The sequence below is a fragment of the Paenibacillus xylanilyticus genome (assembly GCF_047246825.1).
Lineage (GTDB): Bacteria > Bacillota > Bacilli > Paenibacillales > Paenibacillaceae > Paenibacillus > Paenibacillus xylanilyticus_B.
This window is the reverse complement of sequence record NZ_JBFOLB010000018.1, coordinates 1-1,327: the sequence shown is the minus strand read 5'-3', so window position 1 is coordinate 1,327 and position 1,327 is coordinate 1. Positions and strand designations below refer to the sequence as shown.

Annotated in this window: 1 rRNA gene; it reads right to left on the bottom strand. The window is 54.6% G+C overall.

What is annotated here, in order from left to right:
* Positions 1-1,327: ribosomal RNA gene (locus AB3N00_RS30830) — 23S ribosomal RNA — on the bottom strand; the annotation flags it as partial.

The window sequence follows — 1,327 nt, the reverse complement described above, 5'->3', positions numbered from 1 at the left end:
CTGCACTTCCACCCCCAGCCTATCTACCTCGTCGTCTTCAAGGGGTCTTACATACTGGGAAATCTCATCTTGAGGGGGGCTTCACGCTTAGATGCTTTCAGCGCTTATCCCGTCCGTACATAGCTACCCAGCGGTGCTCCTGGCGGAACAACTGGTACACCAGCGGTACGTCCATCCCGGTCCTCTCGTACTAAGGACAGCTCCTCTCAAATTTCCTACGCCCACGACAGATAGGGACCGAACTGTCTCACGACGTTCTGAACCCAGCTCGCGTACCGCTTTAATGGGCGAACAGCCCAACCCTTGGGACCTACTTCAGCCCCAGGATGCGATGAGCCGACATCGAGGTGCCAAACCTCCCCGTCGATGTGGACTCTTGGGGGAGATAAGCCTGTTATCCCCAGGGTAGCTTTTATCCGTTGAGCGATGGCCCTTCCATGCGGTACCACCGGATCACTAAGCCCGACTTTCGTCCCTGCTCGACTTGTAGGTCTCGCAGTCAAGCTCCCTTATGCCTTTGCACTCTTCGAATGATTTCCAACCATTCTGAGGGAACCTTTGGGCGCCTCCGTTACTCTTTAGGAGGCGACCGCCCCAGTCAAACTGCCCACCTGACACTGTCCCCGCACCGGTTTACGGTACCAGGTTAGAACCTAGATACGATCAGGGTGGTATCCCAACGGTGCCTCCACACAAGCTGGCGCTCATGCTTCAAAGGCTCCCACCTATCCTGTACAGATCGTACCCAAATTCAATATCAAGCTGCAGTAAAGCTCCATGGGGTCTTTCCGTCTTGTCGCGGGTAACCTGCATCTTCACAGGTATTAAAATTTCACCGGATCTCTCGTTGAGACAGCGCCCAAGTCGTTACGCCATTCGTGCGGGTCAGAATTTACCTGACAAGGAATTTCGCTACCTTAGGACCGTTATAGTTACGGCCGCCGTTTACTGGGGCTTCGGTTCACAGCTTCGGGATTACTCCCTAACCGCTCCCCTTAACCTTCCAGCACCGGGCAGGCGTCAGCCCGTATACTTCGCCTTACGGCTTCGCACAGACCTGTGTTTTTGCTAAACAGTCGCTTGGGCCTTTTCACTGCGGCCCCCTCGTGCTATTCACACTACCGGGGCACCCCTTCTCCCGAAGTTACGGGGTCATTTTGCCGAGTTCCTTAACGAGAGTTCTTCCGCGCGCCTTAGAATTCTCTTCTCGCCTACCTGTGTCGGTTTGCGGTACGGGCACCATCACCTGGCTAGAGGCTTTTCTTGGCAGTGTGAGATCATGACCTTCGCTACTGTAATTTTCACTCCCCATCACAGCTCAGCCTTA